The 3,274-nt window shown below is 49.1% G+C and carries 3 protein-coding genes and 2 pseudogenes; 4 read left to right on the top strand and 1 reads right to left on the bottom strand.

Going from position 1 to position 3,274, the window contains the following annotated elements; translation table 11 throughout:
* Both QPK31_RS26040 and QPK31_RS26045 read left to right on the top strand, forming a co-directional pair.
* Nucleotides 1–370, top strand: a pseudogene (locus tag QPK31_RS26040) (FGGY family carbohydrate kinase); the annotation flags it as partial.
* A 66-nt stretch (nucleotides 371–436) separates the two neighbouring features.
* Nucleotides 437–682, top strand: coding sequence for a hypothetical protein (locus QPK31_RS26045; RefSeq protein WP_290425787.1), 246 nt, complete (start codon nucleotides 437–439; stop codon nucleotides 680–682).
* On the opposite strand, the pseudogene QPK31_RS26050 reads toward QPK31_RS26045, so the two are convergent.
* Nucleotides 680–1,224, bottom strand: a pseudogene (locus QPK31_RS26050) (IS5 family transposase); the annotation flags it as partial. The gene QPK31_RS26045 and the pseudogene QPK31_RS26050 overlap by 3 nt on opposite strands.
* A gap of 450 nt (nucleotides 1,225–1,674) precedes the next feature.
* On the opposite strand from QPK31_RS26050, the gene QPK31_RS26055 reads away from it, so the two are divergent.
* The gene (locus tag QPK31_RS26055; protein WP_290425788.1) at nucleotides 1,675–2,064 is read left to right on the top strand and encodes a PhoD-like phosphatase N-terminal domain-containing protein; all 390 of its coding nucleotides are present in this window, start codon (nucleotides 1,675–1,677) and stop codon (nucleotides 2,062–2,064) included.
* Between the two features lie 263 nt (nucleotides 2,065–2,327).
* Entirely contained in the window at nucleotides 2,328–2,990 is a 663-nt protein-coding gene (locus QPK31_RS26060; RefSeq protein ID WP_290425789.1) for a hypothetical protein, read from the top strand.
* The last annotated feature ends 284 nt before the right edge of the window (nucleotides 2,991–3,274 follow it).

A 3,274-nucleotide genomic window follows, 5' to 3' on the forward strand; every position in this document is an offset into this window, starting at 1 on the left:
CGCTGCGCAGGTCGCCGCCATCGGCATCGCCAACCAGCGCGAAAGCACCGTGGTCTGGGACCGCGCCACCGGCGAGCCGATCGCCCGCGCCATCGTCTGGCAAGACCGCCGCACCGCCGGCGCCTGCGACCGCCTGCGCGCCGAAGGCCATGCCCGGCTGATACAGCGCAGCACCGGCCTCGAACTCGACGCTTATTTTTCCGCGACCAAGCGGGCCTGGCTGCTCGACAACGTGCCGGGCGCACGCGAACGCGCCGAGCGCGGCGAACTGTGCTTCGGCACCGTCGACAGCTGGCTTGCCTATAAATTGTGCGGGCGCCATGTTGCCGAGGTTACATATGCCTGGCGTACTATGCCTTACGACGTCTACACAACTTGCTGAGTCCCGGCCCTGCTAGAAGAAAACAATTCTTTAATGAAAAGGAAGTTATTTGCAATGGACTATCGCTGGATTGTTGAGCATAAGGCGTGGATTATGCTGTTGATATTTGCTTTCAGCATGATAAATCAATTTATTTATTATCGCCATTTACGCCAACGTCGATTTGAAGAGGCTGATGTAGGTTATTTTTGGCGTTTGTGGAGACAAGGAAATATGTCGGGAAGAATAATCGTTTATTCGACCTTTATCATGATTGCTTTAGGCCTGCTATTGGTAATTTCTATGGTGAAAGCAAGTTAGATAAACTGCGTTGCCAAAGAACCAGTTCTTGCCCTTCTTCGACTGGTGCATTTCCGGATCACGCTTCTCGTCCCGGTTTTGGTCGAAGGCGGCGCTGCGATCAAGGTCGCGTCGACGATCGTCCCTTCGCGCATCATCAGGCCCTTACTGGCCAGGTGCCCGTTGATCTCATCGAAGATCCTGTGCGTCAGGTTGTACTTCTCGAGCAGACGGCGGAACTTCAGCAGCGTTGTCGCATCCGGCGCCGACTCATGCGTCAGGTCAATGCCGACAAAGCCGCGAATGGACTGGCTGTCGTAGATCGCATCCTCGATGCCTTCGTCCGACAGGCCGAAGCATTGCTGCGCGATGTACATGCGCAGCATTCGCTCCAGGCCGACTGGCGGCCGGCCGCGTCCGTCGCCCTTCGGGTAGTACGGCAACAGCGCAGCGACCAGTGCTAGCCATGGCGTCACAGCCTCGATCTCGGCCAGAAACCGGTCGCGGCGGGTCTGCTTCTTCTTGTTGGAGAACTCGGCGTCGGAGAACGTGCTTTGCTTCATGGCGGCACGGCAGGAATCGAAGACGGCATTGTGCCAGCTGCACGTCCCGCCGGGGGAACTCGGCGATTAAATCAGTGCTTCCCTAGCATAGCCTTTGCACGGAACAAAGGCCAGCTACGGCGAGGAATATGACCGCCCGACACTAAACACTCATCCACAGCGATCGGTGACAGCGCCAATTTTTTGCGTATGCATCATGCATGTAAATAGACTTAAAATTGTGGCTTATGTGGAAATTTGAGAGAATTTGAACTATTTTTCTGGTCATAATTGTCTTGCAGGATGTGGGCGCAGATGCCTAAGTGCCTTGAAGGCATAAATTTATAGTGCATATTAACGTCTCTTCGAAGGATGAAGATTTTATTCTCATAATTGGCCAAAAAATAGGAAGGCTCTGTAAATGATCCGAAGAAATTTTTTGAAAATTGGCATTCTGGGTAGTGTAGGGCAATGCTTCCCCAGTTTGCCTGGGCTCAGGCAGTTTTAGCAAATCGGAGACCATTTTTAAGCGTGGGGTTCAAACATGGAGTTCATTCCACTCAAATGCCAGATGGAAGTTGGAATCTGTGGGTAAGGGTCGGTCCAAAAAATGGTAACGTATCCACAGTGCGCTTACTTTTGCAGGTTGCAGAAGATGAAAATTTCGATGCAATTATTGCAGAGCAAATTCACATAGCCAGAAAAGAGATATCTTATATAGTCCGCACGAACTTTTCTACTAAGCTAAGTCTTCCTGAATTGTATTTTCGCTTTGTTGCATTGGATTCAGGATTGCCTGAAAATTTGAAAGCAGTACAAGTCAGTCCCATAGGGGTTTTGGTAAATTCAGCTATGAACTAAGTACCCAATCGGAAATAAAGGTGAGTTTTGGCAAACAGAAACGGATGCGGTGCAAGGCGGCGAGCGCGCCGCGGTGCGAGCACTGTAAGCACGAGCCAACGCAGCAACGCGCCGGTTATGGCAGCCGAAAAAACATTTATTTATGGGTGGGTACTTGGCAATTTTCAGCCTTGCTGTAGAAATAATTTGGAATTAACAACTTCACGTTGATTCTCAACTTAATAGTTTTTATTTGCTCATTACTTACGCCAACACGAACTGAAATGGTAGTTACCGTTGCTGAGAAGGCTGTGAATTCGTCTTCTGCTGCAGATACCTTGATTACGGCCCATAACGAGCGACAGGAAAATTTTGTTCTTGTAAATTCAATTGGGCAGGTCCTCGCTTCAGTTGTGAGCCTTGCGAAGATACTTGCTCCTGTTACGATGCAGTTCAACACATTTGCTGGTACCGTTACTTTTTTGAAAATCGTCGTTGATATAAATAATACAGGAGATTTTCAAACGGGCGATGTTCTTACATTAGTGGGTAATGTTGCCGGTTTTGTCGCGACGGTTACGGTGTTGGCAGGTGCAGCACCAGTATGGACAACGGTGGCATCAGCTGTTGCGATTTCTGCCACAGGAGCGGCTATCTACAATGGAACAAATTTTTCGAAGCTTGCTGCTTGGACTAACAATATGGTAGATACATATTGGCCCACTGCACCTATTCCAACCACGACTGACGACATTCATCTGGATTCCAATGGAAACTGGCGATCATATGATGAAATTACAAGCGATCCTAATGGTGCGTTTGGTGCGATAAGAATGACTGCGAGTAATTGGGGCAGTGGAGGGTCGATTATTCCTATTCCGCCACCGGATCGAGAACCGCCGATCGATGATGATCGTGATCCAAGACGAATTACCTTGTCGGTTTAAAAGATTATGGAGTTCGTAAAATTGCGCATTCCATAACTTATCCCTCCTGAATTATGAAGCTATTACATGTTATTGATGAATTCTACGCGAAATTTGAATTAATTGGTTCGAGATGATATGTTGAATATGGGTTTGCGTCGAAAATGAAAATTATGTATGAGCGCAATAAAATCAAAAGGCAGAATGAAATAACAATTCCCGCGCAGTTCCCCATCGGTTACAATGATGCCCGTGAAGCAGGCCAGACAGTCGCTGGCTGGCGCCGCAAGGCGCTGGCGGGAGGA

The sequence above is a fragment of the Massilia sp. YIM B02769 genome, assembly GCF_030411995.1.
GTDB lineage: Bacteria > Pseudomonadota > Gammaproteobacteria > Burkholderiales > Burkholderiaceae_D > Telluria.

What these genes read in the sequence shown, in the direction of transcription:
- QPK31_RS26045 (WP_290425787.1), top strand. Translation starts at nt 437, where the DNA reads ATGGACTATCGCTGGATTGTTGAGCATAAGGCGTGGATTATGCTGTTG.
- QPK31_RS26055 (WP_290425788.1), top strand. Translation starts at nt 1,675, where the DNA reads ATGCTTCCCCAGTTTGCCTGGGCTCAGGCAGTTTTAGCAAATCGGAGA.
- QPK31_RS26060 (WP_290425789.1), top strand. Translation starts at nt 2,328, where the DNA reads ATGGTAGTTACCGTTGCTGAGAAGGCTGTGAATTCGTCTTCTGCTGCA.